Origin of the sequence: Thalassolituus sp., assembly GCF_034111725.1 — a bacterium.
Classification (GTDB): Bacteria; Pseudomonadota; Gammaproteobacteria; order Pseudomonadales; family Oceanobacteraceae; genus Thalassolituus.
The window spans coordinates 1-15,798 of the sequence record NZ_JAWUWR010000082.1 but is presented as its reverse complement, the minus strand read 5'-3'; the positions used below and the strand labels follow the sequence as shown (position 1 = coordinate 15,798).

General features: G+C 46.4%; 19 protein-coding genes and 1 pseudogene. 8 read left to right on the top strand and 12 right to left on the bottom strand.

Going from position 1 to position 15,798, the window contains the following annotated elements; genetic code table 11:
- Window positions 1-172 precede the first annotated feature (172 nt).
- The gene (locus UXZ23_RS14700; RefSeq protein ID WP_320821295.1) at window positions 173-1,207 is read right to left on the bottom strand and encodes a zinc-dependent alcohol dehydrogenase; all 1,035 of its coding nucleotides are present in this window, start codon (window positions 1,205-1,207) and stop codon (window positions 173-175) included.
- Between the two features lie 280 nt (window positions 1,208-1,487).
- Between UXZ23_RS14700 and UXZ23_RS14695 the strand changes: the two are divergent.
- From UXZ23_RS14695 to UXZ23_RS14670, 6 genes and pseudogenes are all read left to right on the top strand, one after another.
- Window positions 1,488-2,060, top strand: a pseudogene (locus tag UXZ23_RS14695) (cytochrome b/b6 domain-containing protein); the annotation flags it as partial.
- Between the two features lie 131 nt (window positions 2,061-2,191).
- Window positions 2,192-2,881 carry a VIT family protein gene (locus tag UXZ23_RS14690; protein ID WP_320821294.1) on the top strand — a complete coding sequence of 230 codons (690 nt, stop codon included), beginning with the start codon at window positions 2,192-2,194 and terminating at the stop codon, window positions 2,879-2,881.
- Window positions 2,882-3,056: 175 nt separating this feature from the next.
- Window positions 3,057-3,782: a putative porin gene (locus UXZ23_RS14685; RefSeq protein WP_320821293.1), complete on the top strand. Its 726-nt coding sequence runs from the start codon at window positions 3,057-3,059 to the stop codon at window positions 3,780-3,782.
- Window positions 3,783-3,925: 143 nt separating this feature from the next.
- On the top strand, window positions 3,926-5,140 hold the full coding sequence (locus tag UXZ23_RS14680) for a DUF3089 domain-containing protein (protein ID WP_320821292.1): 1,215 nt from the start codon (window positions 3,926-3,928) through the stop codon (window positions 5,138-5,140).
- Window positions 5,141-5,283: 143 nt separating this feature from the next.
- Window positions 5,284-6,813, top strand: a complete 1,530-nt coding sequence (locus tag UXZ23_RS14675; RefSeq protein ID WP_320821291.1) for an AbgT family transporter — start codon at window positions 5,284-5,286, stop codon at window positions 6,811-6,813.
- Between the two features lie 108 nt (window positions 6,814-6,921).
- A complete protein-coding gene (locus tag UXZ23_RS14670) occupies window positions 6,922-8,175 on the top strand; it encodes a TIGR03862 family flavoprotein (protein WP_320821290.1) in 1,254 nt (417 codons plus the stop codon).
- A 20-nt stretch (window positions 8,176-8,195) separates the two neighbouring features.
- Here UXZ23_RS14670 and UXZ23_RS14665 read toward each other — a convergent pair whose 3' ends face one another.
- From UXZ23_RS14665 to UXZ23_RS14655, 3 genes are all read right to left on the bottom strand, one after another.
- Entirely contained in the window at window positions 8,196-8,411 is a 216-nt protein-coding gene (locus UXZ23_RS14665; RefSeq protein ID WP_320821289.1) for a TIGR02450 family Trp-rich protein, read from the bottom strand.
- A 104-nt stretch (window positions 8,412-8,515) separates the two neighbouring features.
- Window positions 8,516-9,586, bottom strand: a complete 1,071-nt coding sequence (locus UXZ23_RS14660; RefSeq protein WP_320821288.1) for an alkene reductase — start codon at window positions 9,584-9,586, stop codon at window positions 8,516-8,518.
- Window positions 9,587-9,748: 162 nt separating this feature from the next.
- Window positions 9,749-10,303, bottom strand: coding sequence for a flavodoxin family protein (locus UXZ23_RS14655; protein WP_320821287.1), 555 nt, complete (start codon window positions 10,301-10,303; stop codon window positions 9,749-9,751).
- Between the two features lie 221 nt (window positions 10,304-10,524).
- Here UXZ23_RS14655 and UXZ23_RS14650 point away from each other — a divergent pair, with 221 nt between their 5' ends.
- Both UXZ23_RS14650 and UXZ23_RS14645 read left to right on the top strand, forming a co-directional pair.
- On the top strand, window positions 10,525-10,809 hold the full coding sequence (locus UXZ23_RS14650) for a PepSY domain-containing protein (RefSeq protein WP_225667657.1): 285 nt from the start codon (window positions 10,525-10,527) through the stop codon (window positions 10,807-10,809).
- Window positions 10,810-11,322, top strand: a complete 513-nt coding sequence (locus tag UXZ23_RS14645) for a cytochrome b/b6 domain-containing protein (RefSeq protein ID WP_320821286.1) — start codon at window positions 10,810-10,812, stop codon at window positions 11,320-11,322.
- A gap of 492 nt (window positions 11,323-11,814) precedes the next feature.
- Here UXZ23_RS14645 and UXZ23_RS14640 read toward each other — a convergent pair whose 3' ends face one another.
- The 8 genes from UXZ23_RS14640 to UXZ23_RS14605 form a co-directional block, all read right to left on the bottom strand.
- Entirely contained in the window at window positions 11,815-12,195 is a 381-nt protein-coding gene (locus UXZ23_RS14640) for a YkvA family protein (RefSeq protein ID WP_320821285.1), read from the bottom strand.
- An 82-nt stretch (window positions 12,196-12,277) separates the two neighbouring features.
- A complete protein-coding gene (locus tag UXZ23_RS14635; protein ID WP_320821284.1) occupies window positions 12,278-12,871 on the bottom strand; it encodes a class I SAM-dependent methyltransferase in 594 nt (197 codons plus the stop codon).
- A gap of 88 nt (window positions 12,872-12,959) precedes the next feature.
- Entirely contained in the window at window positions 12,960-13,280 is a 321-nt protein-coding gene (locus UXZ23_RS14630) for a hypothetical protein (RefSeq protein WP_320821283.1), read from the bottom strand.
- A 64-nt stretch (window positions 13,281-13,344) separates the two neighbouring features.
- Window positions 13,345-14,037 (bottom strand): YafY family protein, encoded by a 693-nt coding sequence (locus UXZ23_RS14625; RefSeq protein ID WP_320821282.1) that lies wholly within the window; start codon window positions 14,035-14,037, stop codon window positions 13,345-13,347.
- A gap of 206 nt (window positions 14,038-14,243) precedes the next feature.
- Complete coding sequence (locus UXZ23_RS14620; RefSeq protein WP_320821281.1) at window positions 14,244-14,420, bottom strand: hypothetical protein; 177 nt, start codon at window positions 14,418-14,420, stop codon at window positions 14,244-14,246.
- Window positions 14,417-14,959 (bottom strand): hypothetical protein, encoded by a 543-nt coding sequence (locus UXZ23_RS14615; RefSeq protein WP_320821280.1) that lies wholly within the window; start codon window positions 14,957-14,959, stop codon window positions 14,417-14,419. Before UXZ23_RS14615 ends, UXZ23_RS14620 begins: the two co-directional genes overlap by 4 nt.
- A 196-nt stretch (window positions 14,960-15,155) precedes the next feature.
- Complete coding sequence (locus UXZ23_RS14610; RefSeq protein WP_145926241.1) at window positions 15,156-15,314, bottom strand: transposase; 159 nt, start codon at window positions 15,312-15,314, stop codon at window positions 15,156-15,158.
- The coding region (locus tag UXZ23_RS14605) for a transposase (RefSeq protein ID WP_320821279.1) at window positions 15,302-15,798 on the bottom strand (497 nt) is incomplete at its 5' end. The genes UXZ23_RS14605 and UXZ23_RS14610, both read right to left, overlap by 13 nt.

Here is a 15,798-nt window from a genome sequence, read left to right as displayed (position 1 = left end):
ATTTAGCCCGTCGAACTGCGACGGGCTAAATTTAAAAAATCTCTTTATTGTCCTTGCGCCCGAATTACTCGGCCAACCGTTAAACCTTGAACAAGAATCGAAAAAACAACCACAGCAGGGCCTCCACTAACCGATTAATATTCAGTAACCCGTTAGTGTGATTCTTAACGCATCAAGCGTCGGGAAATTCAATGACGACGCGCGATGGCACTTCACCATGCTCTAAACGTTTGAGCACATCATTAATCGCGGATAGGGGTTGCAGCTCGATATCGGCCTTCACCTTGCCATCAGCAGCAAATGCCAAGGCTTCGGCCATGTCTTTGCGATTGCCCACAAATGAGCCACGAATAGTGATGCAATTAGCCACGACATCAAATAATGGCGTTGGAAATTCGCCCGGTGGTAAACCCACTAAAACACAGGTGCCAAACTTACGCGTCATGCCAACGCCCTGTTTAAACGCGGGCAACGATGGCGCGGTAATGAGTACTCCATGAGCACCACCCTTTGTGATTTCGACTACCGCAGCGACTGGATCCCCCTGCTTAGCATTAACCACGGCATCCGCACCCAAACGCTTAGCGTGTTCGAGCTTGCCGTCGTCAATATCAACGGCACAGACTTTTAAGCCCAGCGCCTTAGCATACTGAACACCTAAATGACCAAGACCACCAATGCCCGAAATGACGACCCACTCACCCGGTTTTGCTTGGGTTTCTTTAATGCCTTTGTAAGAGGTAATACCGGCACAAATAAGCGGTGCAGCATCGCGAGCGGATAAATTTGCCGGAATATGTGCAACGTATTTAGGGTCGGCAAGAATGTACTCAGCAAAACCACCGTTTTGGGTGTAACCGCCAAATTCCGCCGAGGCACACACAGTTTCATGGGCACTGAGACAGAACTCGCAATGTCCGCAAGCCGAATACAGCCAAGGCACACCAACACGATCCCCCTCTTTTACCGCTGTTACTCCAGCGCCGATTGCCTTCACAATACCAATGCCTTCATGTCCCGGAATAAATGGTAAATTCGGTTTAAGTGGCCAATCACCATTCACTGCGTGTAGATCGGTATGACACACCCCACAAGCTTCGGTTTTCACCAATATTTGGCCGGGGCCGGGCGTTGGAATATCAACTTCTTTTAGCACCAATGGTTTACCGAATGTCTCGACCACGGCGGCTTGCATTTTAGCTGTCATAAAATGATCTCATTAAATAAATTAGATCTGTGACTGCCCGACACAGCCTGAATACGGTTTAAATTTAAAAACGTTTCAGAAACATGTGCCAATCCAAACGAATGGAATAGCCACTTTGACGAAATATATACATAAGAGTAGTGCGGCATTCAACGTGAGTCTGTTCGTTAACGTACAGAACTCAATTCACTAGGCATGCATGATCTTTAACAAATTACTTGCAACCGAATAAAGGATAATTTTAATGAATTAACTCACGTCTTATTCGGTTTGGGATGCGGGGACCCGCTGGTTTCATTGGATTAACGTTCTGAGCATACTGATGCTGATCATGGTGGGTTTTGCCATTATGAATGACGATGCCCTTGGATTGTCGACCGCAGGGAAAATACTGTTAAAAGAAATTCACGTATGGGTTGGCTATGTTTTTACAGTGAATCTTATTTGGCGAATTATTTGGATGTTTTTTGGCAACAAATACGCACGGTGGAATGCGGTTATACCCAGAGGTAAAGGATATGTTCAATCAGTGCGTAATTATGCATCGGCGTTTGTTACCGGTAAACCAGAATACTATCTAGGCCATAACCCACTTGGACGCTTGAGTGTTTTTGTATTGTTTATTCTGATGATTACCCAAGCCATTACCGGATTAGTGCTGGCAGGGACGGATTTATTTTATCCGCCTATCGGGTATTGGATTGCTCAATGGATTGCCGCGCCCGATGTTTTGCCCACAACACTTCTACCTTACGCAGCGCAAATGTACGATGCCGAAGCCTTCAAGAGCATGCGAGCTTTTCGATCACCCTTCACTGAGATTCATGAGATCAATTTTTACCTGTCGATTTAGATGATACTGAAAAAGACTAAGTTCATTACCCTGCCCCTTATTTAAGATTCAAGTACATCACTTAGAAACTTTTCCATAAGGCGCACAATCTAACAGCGCTGTGAATTACGCGCACGCTACCGAGATAAATTATGAGTCATAAGGAACATCACCGCTCCCACCGTGTTGGTTGGTTGCGTGCTGCGGTATTAGGCGCGAATGATGGCATTGTATCGACCGCCAGTCTGATTATTGGTGTGGCCGCCGCGAGCGCCACCCAAGACAGTATTTTTCTAGCTGGGGTGGCTGGATTGGTAGCTGGGGCCATGTCGATGGCAGCGGGTGAATATGTCTCTGTTAGCTCTCAATCTGATACCGAAAATGCTGATATAGCGATGGAAAAACGCGCACTGAAGAATAATTACGCCTTCGAGCAAGAGGAGCTTGCGCTAATATATGAAAAACGAGGGCTGGGACAAGCCTTGGCCAAACAAGTCGCTGAAAAATTGATGGCTTACGATGCGCTTGGGGCGCATACCCGTGATGAAATAGGCATAACCGATGCGGCAGCTGCACGCCCAGTTCAAGCCGCGTTATTTTCCGCGACAACATTCACGATAGGTGCAGCCCTGCCCTTGTTGCTGGCATGGCTAGTGTCTGGGCCTCAGTTAATCGCCGTCGTATCCATTGCGTCGCTGGTATTTTTGGCCTCGCTTGGTGCTGCCGCTGCAAAAGCCGGTGGCGCAGCAATGACCAAAGGTGCAATACGCGTTACGTTTTGGGGTGCACTGGCGATGGCACTGACAGCGGGCGTTGGCCGACTCTTTGGTGTCGTGGCCTGAATTCGGGCCATTGCTTGCCGTAAGTATTGCAAGCTTATTTATCACTCAGAATCATTCAACGCGCCATAACTCGGATAGGCACTTCAAGCACACAGTTAATTGCGATATAGTCGTGGTCATATGGCGCGTTAATGCCACCGGACTAATACCTAATAAGAATAATGGGACGACACCAATGAAGAAGACTTCCCTCGCGCTAACAATGACTGCGCTAATGGCTGCCTACGGTTCAGCTTATGCTAGCGACTATCGCTCTGAAGCCAGCGCTACCCTTGCCAAGATCAATTATCAAAACAACGATGAGAACTCGTTTGGCATTGATCTAAAAATGAACTTAGAGCGAGTCCGGACTAAGAACCGTCCTCTAGCTGAAGCCGCATTTCTAGGGCACAACAGTAACATCAACGCCAATTATGCCCAGTTCAACAAAGCACAAGTTGAGACGCGCGGCTTTGGTGGTGAGTTTTGGGTCAATGATTTCTTCTTTGCCGGCAACTACCAAATGACGGAAGAGAATAACGATATCAACGCTCGTTTCGGTGTCGCCCTGTATCACGGTTTGTTGGTTTATCTAGGGTTAGATACCGGTGATAGCTATGACACCGATGCCATGACCTATGGCTTGAAATACGTTACTTCGGTAGGCAATGACTTCATCAATTTTGAAGTCTCGATGACCGATAACGAAGACGTCAGTTCTTATAATCTGGTAACCGACTACTACTTTACACGTGACATCGCCTTCGGTATTCGTGCCACCGATACGGGTGTAGAAGATGCCGATCCGATTTATGGTGCAGGCTTCCGCGCCTTCATCGTCCCGCCAGTGAGCGTGAGCTTAGAATATGCGCGTGATAATGGTATGGACACCTATGTCTTGACCGGTGTTACTCGTTTTTAATAACGCTTAACGCACAGAAAAACCGGCTTTTGCCGGTTTTTTTATAGCTAAAATAAATGAAATGTGAAGAAACCGCCCTATCGTTTTCAAACTCTATGCCGTATAACTTTGCTCTGTTTCAAAGACAAAAATAAGAGTGAATTATGAATTTTTCCAAACTGCGAATGTTAGTACATAGTGTTGGCCTAATCCTTCCTTTAAGTTCCATTAGCTCTCTAGTCTGCGCAGCTGATGCGGTCGATTATGACGCTAAAGATAATTGGCTGTGCCATCCAAGCCTGAGTGCTAGCAAGGATGTCTGTCGCCAGCCACTTGATACACTCGTGGTTCAAGCCAATGGCTCAGCGGATCTTACCGCCGCCAATCCTAGTGCAGAGCCTTTGATCGATTGCTTCTACGTTTATCCCACCGCAAGCCTAGACCTAACTCCGAATTCAACCTTAAATGTCGATGCTCAAGAAGAAGACACCACAGCACTGCAATTTGGCCGCTACAGTGAAGTTTGCCGGACCTTTGCCCCTATTTATCGCCAAAGAACACTTACATACTTGGGCTTGGGGGCGATTGGCGACAATCTGGTATCGGAAGAAACCATCAATACCGCCAATGAAGTCGCCTACGGTGACGTACTTGCGGCGTTCGAAAATTATTTAGCAAGCGCAAACCAAGGGCGTGGATTTTTACTAGTCGGCCATTCTCAAGGAGCGCGATTACTCGCCCGACTAGTCACGGAAAAAATAGAACTAAACCCTGAGCTAGCCGCACGAATGATTGCAGCTCACCTTATAGGCACCACGATTGAAGTACCACAAGGTTTAGATGTTGGCGGCACGTTCGCTTCTACGCCGGCTTGCCGTACGCCAAGCCAGACAGGCTGTGTTGTTGCCTACTCTAGCTTCCGCAAAGACGACCCAGAACTCGCTGAGCCTAAATTTGGTATAACCGCTAAAGACGGCTTCGAAGCCCTATGTACCCATCCTGCTGCACTGTCTGGTGGTATTACAGAATTAGATGCTTATATTCCCTTCAATCAGCCGTATGGATTTAAAGCTCTATTAGAATTTCGCGGGTCGGGTGGCCCTTATAAAAATTGGTTTAAAAATCAGTACGCCAAAGGTAAAGCACCTTATTACAACGTACCAGGGCAGTTTTCAGGGGAATGTGTCACTAACGAGCTAGGCGCACATTACCTAGAAGTAAGCTTAGATGTTGATGCAGCCGATCCACGCGCAGACGATTATCAAGGCGAATTGATCGTAGTTAAAGGCTGGGGATTGCACTTAATCGATATAGTACTGGCGCAAGGAGACTTAGTTCGCTTAGCCGGCGATCAAACGCAGGCATGGCTTAACCAATAAACCGCTTGCCGCCTCCCCCTCGAGGCGGCTCTCCCCTGTTTCAAGCAAACATTACTGCCATTATCACTTCGATCAAGGTTGGCTAAAACACCTAGCGGTGGGTAGACTCAGGACTACTTTATAACGCTTAGGCAGGCTCCTCCATGTCGTTATCCGCAAACCGAACCTCTTTAGTTCAACGTGCGCTAAACAAGGTTGAATTACTCGGTAATCGACTCCCGCATCCGACTCTGTTATTTGTTTATTTATCGGCTTTTATTCTGGTGTTGTCCGCAATTGCGGCAGGATTTCAGCTGCAAGCCTTGCATCCAATTAGCGGCGAAACAATTTCTGCGGTCAATCTCCTCAGCGTCGATGGTTTGCATAAAATTTTGGCCAATACGGTCACTAACTTCACTCATTTTGCACCAGTGGGTACGGTTTTAGTGGCCATGCTCGGCATTGGCGTCGCGGAAAAGAGCGGATTATTTGATGTCGCCTTGCGAGCCAGCGTACGTAAAGCACCTAGCACGCTATTAACCGCCATGGTGGTATTTACCGGTGTGATGTCGAGCATCGCAGCCGACGCTGGCTATGTTGTATTAATACCGCTCGCCGCCATTATTTTCCAAAGTGCGGGGCGCCATCCGTTAGCCGGAATTGCGGCTGCGTTTGCCGGAGTATCCGGTGGCTATAGTGCTAACTTATTAATTGGCCCTGTCGACGCCATGCTCGCGGGGTTATCAACCGAAGCTGCTCATCTGGTGGCGCAAAACTATCAAGTTAGTGCCACCGCTAATTATTACTTTATGGTGGCATCGACATTTCTTGTGACCTTTGTCGGCACTTGGATTACCCAACGCTGGATTGAACCGCGCTTACTCGAATCAAGCCCTATGAATACGCTCGTTGACGTTAATAATGGCGAGGATAAAAATCATACTTTAACGCAACTCGATAAACGCGGTTTACGCGCCGTAGGCTTACTGACGATTATCGTGACGGCATTATTGTTGTGGGGGCTTGTACCGGCAGATGGTCTACTGCGTAATCCTGAAACTGGCAGCATTTTACGTTCCCCCTTTATTCAAGGCATTGTGGTCATTATTGCCGTTTACGCGTTACTGGCAGGCGTTGTTTTCGCCCGAGTATCTGGCCGTTGGCACAGCAACGGTGAAGCAATAACGGCAATGGAATCGGCCATGGCCAGCATGGCAAGCTACTTAGTATTAATGTTCTTTGCCGCACAATTTGTCAGTTATTTTGCTTGGAGTAATCTGGGCGCAGTGTCGGCCATTCAGGGTGCACAGCTACTACAGAGCTGGGATCTATCTCCAACCTTATTGCTCGCGGGTTTCGTTGTGATGGCCGCTAGCATTAACTTATTAATCGGCAGCGCTAGCGCCAAATGGGCGCTGCTCGCGCCTATTTTTGTACCTATGCTGCTACTGGCTGGAATATCTCCCGAAGCAACGCAAATGGCCTTCCGTGTTGGCGACAGCAGCACCAATATTATTACGCCATTAATGCCCTATTTCGGCGTTGTGGTGGCCTATGTACAACGCTATCAGCCGACAGCTGGGATTGGCACGATTATGTCGATGATGCTGCCCTACAGTGTTGGCTTCTTGATTTTTTGGTCTGGTTTAATGGTGCTGTGGTTAACACTCGGCTTACCTCTTGGGCCGAGCTAAAGTAATCCGGTTATCGCCTCAACCCCTCTAGATCGTGCCAACGCAACATTTTTGCGGCGTCGGTAAATAGGGTAAACTGCGCGCCTAATATTCCTAGGACACTGTTTTATGGCCTCTCCAGCATCAGCCCAACGCATTGCCGTCATCGGTGCTGGCCCTGCAGGCCTAATGGCAGCGGAGCATATTGCCAACGCTGGATTAGCGGTCGACGTGTTTGATGCCATGCCCAGTGTTGCGCGCAAATTCTTATTGGCAGGCATTGGCGGTATGAACATCACCCATGCCGAAGACTACGACACTTTAGTTACCCGCTATAGCGGCGCGCAAAGTCAACTCAAGCCGATATTAGATGATCTTCCTCCACTCGAATTACGCGCATGGATTCATGCTCTTGGGGTAGATACCTTTGTTGGCACCTCGCAACGCGTATTCCCCACCGATATGAAAGCTGCGCCGTTACTGCGTGCTTGGTTGCACCGTTTACGCAGTTCAGGGGTTACCTTTCACCCGCGTCATCGCTGGACCGGCTGGAACAACAACACCCCTAAAGATGGCTGGGTATTTACCACGCCCGATGGCGAAGTAACTCATCAGTTCGATGCTGTCGTTTTAGCCTTAGGCGGTGCCAGCTGGGCGAAGCTCGGATCGGATGGTCGCTGGTGTGAGCCGCTTGCGCAAATGCAGGTTGATATTGCCCCGCTTAAACCCACCAATTGTGGCTTTGAGATACCGTGGAGTGATTTTATTCGCGAACGTTTCGCCGGTACGCCTCTTAAAAATATCGCGGTTTCAATTACCGATAAAGATGGCAATAGCGAATATAAAAAAGGGGAATTTGTCCTCAGCGAATACGGCATTGAAGGCAGTTTGATTTACGCCATTAGCGCCCCGCTGCGCGATCTTATTGATACCAATGGCGAAAAAACAGCCGAGTTTTTCCTCGACTGGTTGCCGAATATGACGGTAGAGCAAATCATCAAAAAACTCGACCAGCCGCGCAAAGGCATGAGTTTTTCTAACGTGTTGCGTAAAAAATTAAATTTGCCAGCCCTCACCAATGCACTATTAAAAGAATGTTGCCCCACCCTCGACAATAACAATTCCACGGATGTTGCTAACGCTATTAAATCCATGCCAATGCGCCCACAGCAGACGCGCCCTATCGACGAAGCCATCAGCAGTGCTGGCGGCGTTTGCTTCGATTCAACCAATAGCAATCTTATGCTAGAGCAATTGCCTGGGGTTTTTGTTGCCGGAGAAATGCTGGACTGGGAAGCGCCTACCGGTGGCTACTTACTGACCGCTTGTTTTGCAACCGGCAAACGCGCCGGTCTGGGTGTAGTGCAATGGTTGCAGGAATAAATTAAAAAGTAATTGAAATTTCACTTCCAACCTAACAGCCAATTGTCGCTATTTTTAAGCATATTCCAATCGATTAATTCACTCCGCTTAGTCATTACCGCTTCAAGTTCGCAGTGAATAACCTCGCCCTCTTCATCAAATTTGATCTTAGTGATCAGAAAGTGTTTTTCTTTATTCTGCGGCGCTACCGCGGTCCACTTGCTGTTCAATAATTTCTTTGGATGAATTTGATTCATTATTTAATCTCGCGCTTAGTCTATTGAATACACTGATATGGTATTCAACGAAAAAGCCTCCTTACGGAGGCTTCAGTCGTATTAACACATCTATTTAAAGCGTTTTAAAGAGCTGGATAATCGGTATAGCCTTTTGCACCTGGCGAATAGAAGGTCGCTTCGTCAGGCGTATTTAGCTCAGCACCCGCTTTGATACGCGCTGGTAAATCTGGGTTCGCAAGGAAGCCAGTTCCAAACGCGACGGCATCGAAATCGCCAGAAGTAATTGCTTGTTCCGCTTCTTCGGCACCGTAGCCCATATTTAATACTAAATTGCCTTTGTAGCCGCCACGCGCTGGCGTAATAACATCCGCCTGCTGCACACCGAAGAAATCTGCGCGCATTAAATGCACGTAAGCTAAATCGAAGGTATTTAATTGCTCAGCCAAGTAACTAATTAGAGCGACTGGATCGCTATCTTTCATATCGTTGAAGCTATTTAGCGGTGATAAACGTACTCCAACACGTCCTGGACCGAATACGTCTGTTACCGCCGCAAGAACTTCCATCAATAAACGCGCACGATTCTCCATAGAACCACCGTATTTATCCGTGCGCTTGTTACTACCATCGCGCAAGAATTGGTCGATGATGTAACCGTTTGCCGCATGGACTTCGATACCATCAAAGCCAGCCGCTTTGGCATTTGCCGCACCTTGTTTAAAAGCGGCAACGAGTTCAGCAATTTCACTTTCGGTAAGCGCACGAGGAACCGTGTAGGCCTGCTTACCCTCTGGTGTATGCGTTTCGCCATCGATTGCAATCGCGCTTGGTGCAACGGCTTCTTGGCCATTATTCAGCAATGGATGTGCTGCACGACCGGCATGCCAAATTTGCATAAAAATTCGACCACCTTTGGCATGCACAGCATCGGTGGTTTTCTTCCAGCCTTCGACTTGCTCTTGCGAATAAACACCTGGATCGCTACCAAACGCTGATGTACCTGGCATAACCATAGTACATTCAGTGATTAATAAACCGGCACTGGCGCGCTGTGAATAGTACTCAGCCATTAAATCATTCGGTTGATGACCTTCTGCACGACAACGAGTAAGAGGAGCCATGAGCATCCGATTAGGTAGCTCAAGGTCGCCAAGTTGAATCTTAGAAAATAGTGTTGGAGTTGTAACAGTCATGGGAAAACCTCGTCGTGCTTAAAATATCGGCTAACTAAATGTGGGTTAACTATAGGAACATCACTGGCGGCCATCAAGCGATCAATGTGAACAATAGCGTTGGATATCAGCAACAGTGAGTTGCGTCTAATTTTGTATTGAAATTAGAAAAATTGCCCCAAGTTACGCACTTAACCGACCTGCAATAGCCGCTACACGCTCGCCATACAAACGTGCGGTTTCTAGATCACCGGCTGGAATAGCATCAGCACCGGCATCCGAAGGTGATTGCACCAGCACACCAACAGAACCACCCAGATTGTTCACATCGCTGCGTGTCGAAGCCAACTTATTAGCCGGTGGCAAACCTAAGCTAACCCAAATACCGCCATGCTGTGACGCTAAAGTCTGCAAGTAAATCATAGTGACTTGCTTATCGCCGTTTAAACTCGCGCTGTTGGTAAAGCCACCAAACACCTTGTCTTGCCACTCACGGGTAAACCACGCTTTAGAAGTTGCATCGGCAAACTTCTTAAACTGCCAAGGCACTGAACCCATGTAGGTTGGCGCACCAAAGATAATCGCATCAGCCGCGTTCAAGGTTTCCCAATCAGCATCGGTGATATCGCCGTTGCTATCGATTTTGATTGCCTCAGCGTTCGCACCTTCGATAACAAAGTTTGCTACGTGCTCTGTGTGCCCGTATCCAGAAAAATACACTACGACTGTTTTGGTCATGTTCAAGTCCTCATAAGGTAAGCGATTCGATTGTGATCAGTACCTAGGTTAAATACGTGCCTAGGCCATCACTGTTGCTGAGAGCAGATTAATAACTCGTACCCATCGAATCCATCTCATAAATTCGCACCAATCTTTCGAAAATTTATATGGTTATTGATAATCATTATCGTTTATGTAAAATACCACCAAATCAAAAATGACCCACCAAAGGTAATCCCATGTTCAAGATTGCTAGCTTCTTTGTAACAGCTCTATTTTTCAGCGCCTCCCTACATGCCGGAGCCGCATGTAAAGAACACCCAAAAAATGAGTGGTTGCACGTACTCGACATGCAGAAAAAAATCGTCAACGAATACGGCTTTGCGATTAAGAAATTTCAAACATCTGGCGACTGCTACGAAATTTACGGCTGGGGTTTAAACGAAGCCAAAACAGAATTCGTTAAAATTGAAGTGTATTTCGATACCAAAACCGGTGAAATTATTAAAAAGAAAGAAGACTAAATGCAAAGCCCCTATCAATCTTGGGATATCGTTATTCGCCTAGGGCATTGGCTAATGGCGAGCCTATTTTTAGCTAATTATTGGCTATTAGAAGAAGGTGAAGATTGGCACGAGTGGGCAGGCTATGCCCTCCTCTGCATTTTAACGTTTCGTATGATTTGGGGGTTTATTGGCCCATCAAATGCGCGCTTTAGTGACTTTTTTCCCACGATTAAGCGTCTTAAATACAGCATTAACAACTTCAACCAAGAACAAAAAAAACACCTAACTGAAAATCGCCACAACCCGATTGCCGGCCTCATGGTGTTATTTTTACTATCTACCCTGCTCATCACTGCAGTGAGTGGATGGATGCAAACCTTAGATGCTTTTTGGGGCGAAGACTGGGTGCAAAACCTACATGCTTGGTCGGCCGATGCCGCAATGATAGCCGTCGTTGTACACGTTAGTGCAGTATTGATTATTCAATATCGATACAAAGTGCCGCTGATCAAACACATGATTCGTCGTTAAAAATAAAGGTAGAGCACCGACGTCGTATCTGTAGGAGCGAAACTTTTTCGCGATAAAAAACCATCATCTACGTCATATATGTAGGAGGTACTCAGGGAGCGAAGCGAGCAGTGCCGATACGTTATTGATACCGAGCACTAGCTCTATATTACCAAGAATTTCGAATCTGAATTCAAGCCTATAAACTCAGGCTTTCTTAACTTCAAACTCTAATTCAACACACCTCATCCTAATTTGAAATAATTCTGAGGTTTAGCCTCGCCTCTAAATCGCTAAACTTGGATAGCTTCCCAAATTACTGCGATTAAATCCCCAAAAAACCTCAGCCAGATTGAATCTGGCCAAAAATTAGAGCAGGCCTCTTCTTATCTTGACGGTCTAATTAAAAGTACGGGAGCCTCCGATGACATATAACGTCCCGCTAGAAGGCGGGCGTTAGCGAGTCCGGTGGAGGCCACGCTTTTTGTGGCCGGAACGAATTTGAGCAGCTTGTTAGGCGCGTACTAAACCGAGCGCCCATTTCCCGAGGAGCCACATAACTAAAAGCCACACTAAAATAATAAAAGCCGCAGCAGGATAGCTGACAGGCTTGGTTGATGCTTGTTTCGCTTGCGCGCGAGCGGACTCCGTTACTTCATGTGGCGTAAGTCGTACAACTAAGGCCAAACCTAGAGGAATCAGAATGAGATCATCCAGATATCCGATTATTGGAATAAAGTCAGGGATCAGATCAATGGGACTGAGCGCATAGGCTGCAACGAGAAGCGCCAAAGTCTTGACGAAAATGGGTGTGCGTGAATCACGAGCTACGAAATAAACAGTGAGAGTGTGCTGTTTGAGTTGCTTGGCTTGCGCTTTGAGTGTGTTGAACATGCTGATAAGTGCCTAACGCCGCGCTCACGCGCCGGTTTGTAGCCGAAGAGCGGCGAAGAATCGGTCGCTGCGCAACCGATTGTTAAATTATTTTCTGGGCAACGACTGAATACGTGTGCCAGTGTTTTTTCTTGCCGACCAAGGTCATACCTTCCGAATTATGCTCATATACATCCACAATCTTAAAAGTATGTTCGAAAAGCTCTTCCAATTCAGCGCGGGTGTGGACTGTAAGATCTTCGCGCGCCATTCTCGCCCAAGAGTCATTCGGCCCCATAAAGTGCCCACAAAAAACACCCCCATGAAGAATTGACTCAGTGATTTTCAACCAAGCGGCGGAAAAAAACTCTGGAGGGCAAAAGAACAGGCTGGAACAAGCACTTACCAAAGATGATCGCGGATACTCAAATCGATCGAAATTGCACACCTGAGGAAAAAGCATTTCATTAAGGTGGAGAGGACACTCCTCCTTCAAGCGGGCAATGGCCGCATCACTTTTATCATACGCGTGTACCGTAAAACCATTCTCAGCCAAGTAAAATGCGTCACGCCCAGCACCACAGCCAACGTCCACCGCCACCTTTGGCAACGAACTATCAATCAGATCTATAGCCATCTTGAGATGAGGATATACATCTACAGCCAAGGATCGCTCATAGTAAACGTGCTCACTCATACTCGACTCTCAATGAATTTAACGCCTGCGTCACGGGTGGCGAAAAGCGCAGATTTTTGACATCCCGTGGACGCATTTGTTAGGCTTTTTAGTTAATCCTTGCCCAAAATGTCATATCAACGGATTCATGTTCTATAAGATCAAGATACTCTAGTGCAACTGTATCAGTTAACCACTGTTGGCAATATTCTTCAGCTTTCTGTTGTGTGGTGGCGATAGCTACATCGGCATAAGTGCCATTTTGACCCCGAACCAGAAAATGAAGTATTAGCTCGTCTTGCTGCTTGAGAAAATCAGACTCAACCTTATTAGATAACTCAATCAATTTATTTTCTGACACACCGTCTTTAAGTTTGAAAACGGCAAACTCCATACCACCAATATTTTCGATATTTCCATTTAATATCATATTTGTAACCTCTTGCTAGTTGTTGGAGGCTACATATTATTTCCTAACTACTGACAACGTTGTGTCAGTAAACTTTCACTTTTTCTTGCATAGCGATGTAATTCTCTAGAGACACATAAAGAGGTAACTCTCCGTTATTCTTCGAAATCATCAATTCAGTTATGCGATCTATCCTGAAATCCCTGTAACAACTTCGCAAGCTGCACCAACAACCAATTGTCCATTTTCCACCCCAATAAAACAGCCCTAACGGGAATACCACTCGCTGAGTGATATTCCCTGATTCAGCTCCATAGGCTATATCGATCCAGCTCTCAGATTCGATCGCTGAGTGCACCTTATCCCATATTTCATATTCAACTGTTCCGCGACGCGAGCTAGGAATTTTAATTGCTCTTTCTTCATGACTGACTGCAGTTACACCGTTGGGTAATACAGCTTCTATCTTCGAAAGCAATGAACGTGCGGAATCAGCTAACTTTTTTCCTGTTAACGCAGCAATAAAATTTACGCCGGAAACTAGGGCTTCTAGTTCATTTGGCGATAGCTGCAACGGTGGAAGTTCATATCCATCTGACAATTTATACCCAAGACCCGCTTCACCGTAAACGGGTATTCCAGATAGAGACAAATCATCTATATACCGATAAATGGTTCGTTCAGAAACGGACAGCTTTTCAGCCAACCTTTTTGCAGTAATAGGCTGATGCACCCGCAACAAATTTGTCAATTGAAAAAGTCTATCTGATTTTCTCACAGCTTGAACCTTAGGGAGTCATAAGCCTAACGTCCGCTAGAAGGCGAGCGAAGCGAGTCCCAGTGAGGCCACGCTTTTTGTGGCCGAAACGAATTTCAGCGGTTTGTTATCGCTGCAACGGCCCCTGCGGCCTTGACCTGATTGGCAAAGAATGTAATTTCTCGGCGATCTTCTTTTTTGCCTCTTCTTCCGACTTGGCTTCTTTATCAGTCTTGATTTTTTGTTGATCCATCATCATCCTCAACTTCTTCAGTTAGCGACTCTGGCGAACCAACTACCGATGGTTCATCGTTTATATATATTGGATTATCCTGAAGAATTCTTTTAGCTTTCTTTCTAATTTCTTCAGGAGTTAACGGTTTTTTTCGTTTATTACTTTTCATGAAATGGCCTTCACAAGATAGTGCTTTTGGCTCTTCTCTCCAGCCGCTTTTCTGTATGTATATCCAAATGACGAGTAGTATTCGATCAATCTTTCATCAACTGGGTTAATTATGCGCAACTCTTCAGCGCCAATAACACTCGCATACAACTCAGCAACAGAAATAGTTATAGGAACAATCCGCCCTTTAAGAGGGCTCGAAGAAGGCCTAGATTCGATAAATTCAAGGCGTAGTCGTGTGCCTGCGTAGCTTGGTCTGCCCAAACTTAAACCTGCCAGGGTATTTCCATACCAAGTTGCAAGCTCAAAGCGCTTAGGGTTTCTATATGAATAGTCCCGATAGCCACCATCCCAAGGCCAATCAACTAGTCTTCTAGGATCTTCACTCCAAAGCTTTGCCTGCATTAGAGCGTTTTGGCAAATACTACCGAGACGAATGTTATTTCTATCTGTGTAGGGCAGCTCTTTCTGTATGGCGTCTCTCACCATTTCCCTGAATGATTCATATCGCCTTTCGGCATCTTCATGTGTTGCTAACATGCTTCCTCCTTGTGATATTCACTAACGAGCCTGTAGAAAAACCTATTTAAAAGCCATTTCTTCAAGCTACTTCCTTTGTTAATGATCCAATTCCATAATTAATAAAAATTGAATCTACTTTTGATTATCTAAGTGATATTTTAACTTTTTAGATAATTACTCGGCTACGAGCCGCTATCACGCCCAAATACCCGCTTTATCTTGCCAGTTCACCGTACCGCATGATCTTTTCTATGTTGTGAATCATGCAGTACAACTGCCATTGGCCTTGAACTTTCGCTTTGCCTCGCAAGCCAAACCGTTTCAGGCCCTTATTGGTTCCTATATTGGCAAAGACTGGCTCTACTGTCGACATTCGGTGACTATAAATATGTTTGCCATGCTCACTGTCCACTCTGGGTTACTCGCATCATCCCTAATGCTCGCCCTTTCAGGGCTGACGTACCAATTTGTTCCCGACAAATTGGTCATCCAATCTGTATACGTGGGTTTGCGTTTGTCGTTGATGGTGAAGGAGACTTGCCGTCCTGCGCCTTTGCGATGGTTCGCGGCTTCGGGGTTTTCCATGCATTCATGTTTTAAGTCGCAGTTTCTGCATTGCAATAATCGACCTTCAAAGAAGGCTTTGGATTGCCCGCTTTCACTCAAACGCTCACCACGAAAACTGAGCTTCTCTCCGGCTGGGCAATGGCAGGTCATTGCCGTTGGATCGAACTTAAACTCTGTTGCGGGGATTACGTTGCGACGTTCGCTCTTTGGTTTTTCTTGATGACGCTTTCCGTACTTTTCCTTTTGATCTAAGAACTTTGGATCACGCGAGCGGAATTGATTATCAGGAA

Excerpts from the sequence above, each read along its gene's own strand:
- UXZ23_RS14665 (WP_320821289.1), bottom strand. The coding sequence starts at position 8,411 with ATGAATCAAATTCATCCAAAGAAATTATTGAACAGCAAGTGGACCGCG.
- UXZ23_RS14655 (WP_320821287.1), bottom strand. The coding sequence starts at position 10,303 with ATGACCAAAACAGTCGTAGTGTATTTTTCTGGATACGGGCACACAGAG.
- UXZ23_RS14700 (WP_320821295.1), bottom strand. The coding sequence starts at position 1,207 with ATGACAGCTAAAATGCAAGCCGCCGTGGTCGAGACATTCGGTAAACCA.
- UXZ23_RS14620 (WP_320821281.1), bottom strand. The coding sequence starts at position 14,420 with ATGAAAAGTAATAAACGAAAAAAACCGTTAACTCCTGAAGAAATTAGA.
- UXZ23_RS14660 (WP_320821288.1), bottom strand. The coding sequence starts at position 9,586 with ATGACTGTTACAACTCCAACACTATTTTCTAAGATTCAACTTGGCGAC.
- UXZ23_RS14635 (WP_320821284.1), bottom strand. The coding sequence starts at position 12,871 with ATGAGTGAGCACGTTTACTATGAGCGATCCTTGGCTGTAGATGTATAT.
- UXZ23_RS14610 (WP_145926241.1), bottom strand. The coding sequence starts at position 15,314 with ATGTCGACAGTAGAGCCAGTCTTTGCCAATATAGGAACCAATAAGGGC.
- UXZ23_RS14630 (WP_320821283.1), bottom strand. The coding sequence starts at position 13,280 with ATGATATTAAATGGAAATATCGAAAATATTGGTGGTATGGAGTTTGCC.
- UXZ23_RS14670 (WP_320821290.1), top strand. The coding sequence starts at position 6,922 with ATGGCCTCTCCAGCATCAGCCCAACGCATTGCCGTCATCGGTGCTGGC.
- UXZ23_RS14675 (WP_320821291.1), top strand. The coding sequence starts at position 5,284 with ATGTCGTTATCCGCAAACCGAACCTCTTTAGTTCAACGTGCGCTAAAC.
- UXZ23_RS14685 (WP_320821293.1), top strand. The coding sequence starts at position 3,057 with ATGAAGAAGACTTCCCTCGCGCTAACAATGACTGCGCTAATGGCTGCC.
- UXZ23_RS14615 (WP_320821280.1), bottom strand. The coding sequence starts at position 14,959 with ATGTTAGCAACACATGAAGATGCCGAAAGGCGATATGAATCATTCAGG.
- UXZ23_RS14650 (WP_225667657.1), top strand. The coding sequence starts at position 10,525 with ATGTTCAAGATTGCTAGCTTCTTTGTAACAGCTCTATTTTTCAGCGCC.
- UXZ23_RS14645 (WP_320821286.1), top strand. The coding sequence starts at position 10,810 with ATGCAAAGCCCCTATCAATCTTGGGATATCGTTATTCGCCTAGGGCAT.
- UXZ23_RS14690 (WP_320821294.1), top strand. The coding sequence starts at position 2,192 with ATGAGTCATAAGGAACATCACCGCTCCCACCGTGTTGGTTGGTTGCGT.
- UXZ23_RS14640 (WP_320821285.1), bottom strand. The coding sequence starts at position 12,195 with ATGTTCAACACACTCAAAGCGCAAGCCAAGCAACTCAAACAGCACACT.
- UXZ23_RS14680 (WP_320821292.1), top strand. The coding sequence starts at position 3,926 with ATGAATTTTTCCAAACTGCGAATGTTAGTACATAGTGTTGGCCTAATC.